The 271-nt window shown below is 63.5% G+C and carries 1 protein-coding gene; it reads right to left on the bottom strand.

The features are described 5' to 3' along the window. On the bottom strand, nucleotides 1-271 hold a 271-nt coding region (locus tag CVH10_RS20735; RefSeq protein ID WP_369335921.1), incomplete at both ends, for a DNA gyrase subunit A.

The raw sequence follows: 271 nt of genomic DNA on the forward strand, positions 1-271 counted from the left end.
GTGGCCGCGTTCACGCGCCTTGCGCAGCGTGAAGACGGTGCGGCGCGTGACGACTTCGCGGCGGTGCTGCAGGAAGACCTGGATCAGGTCCTTCAGGTTGCACCGCTTGGGCTGGCCATCGATCAGCGCCACCATGTTGATGCCGAAGGTGTCCTGCAGCTGGGTCTGCTTGTACAGGTTGTTCAGCACCACTTCGGGCACTTCGCCGCGCTTGAGCTCGATCACCAGGCGCATGCCCGACTTGTCGGACTCGTCCTGGATGTGGCTGATG

Origin of the sequence: Halomonas sp. ND22Bw, assembly GCF_003011945.1 — a bacterium.
Classification (GTDB): Bacteria; Pseudomonadota; Gammaproteobacteria; order Pseudomonadales; family Halomonadaceae; genus Halomonas; species Halomonas halophila.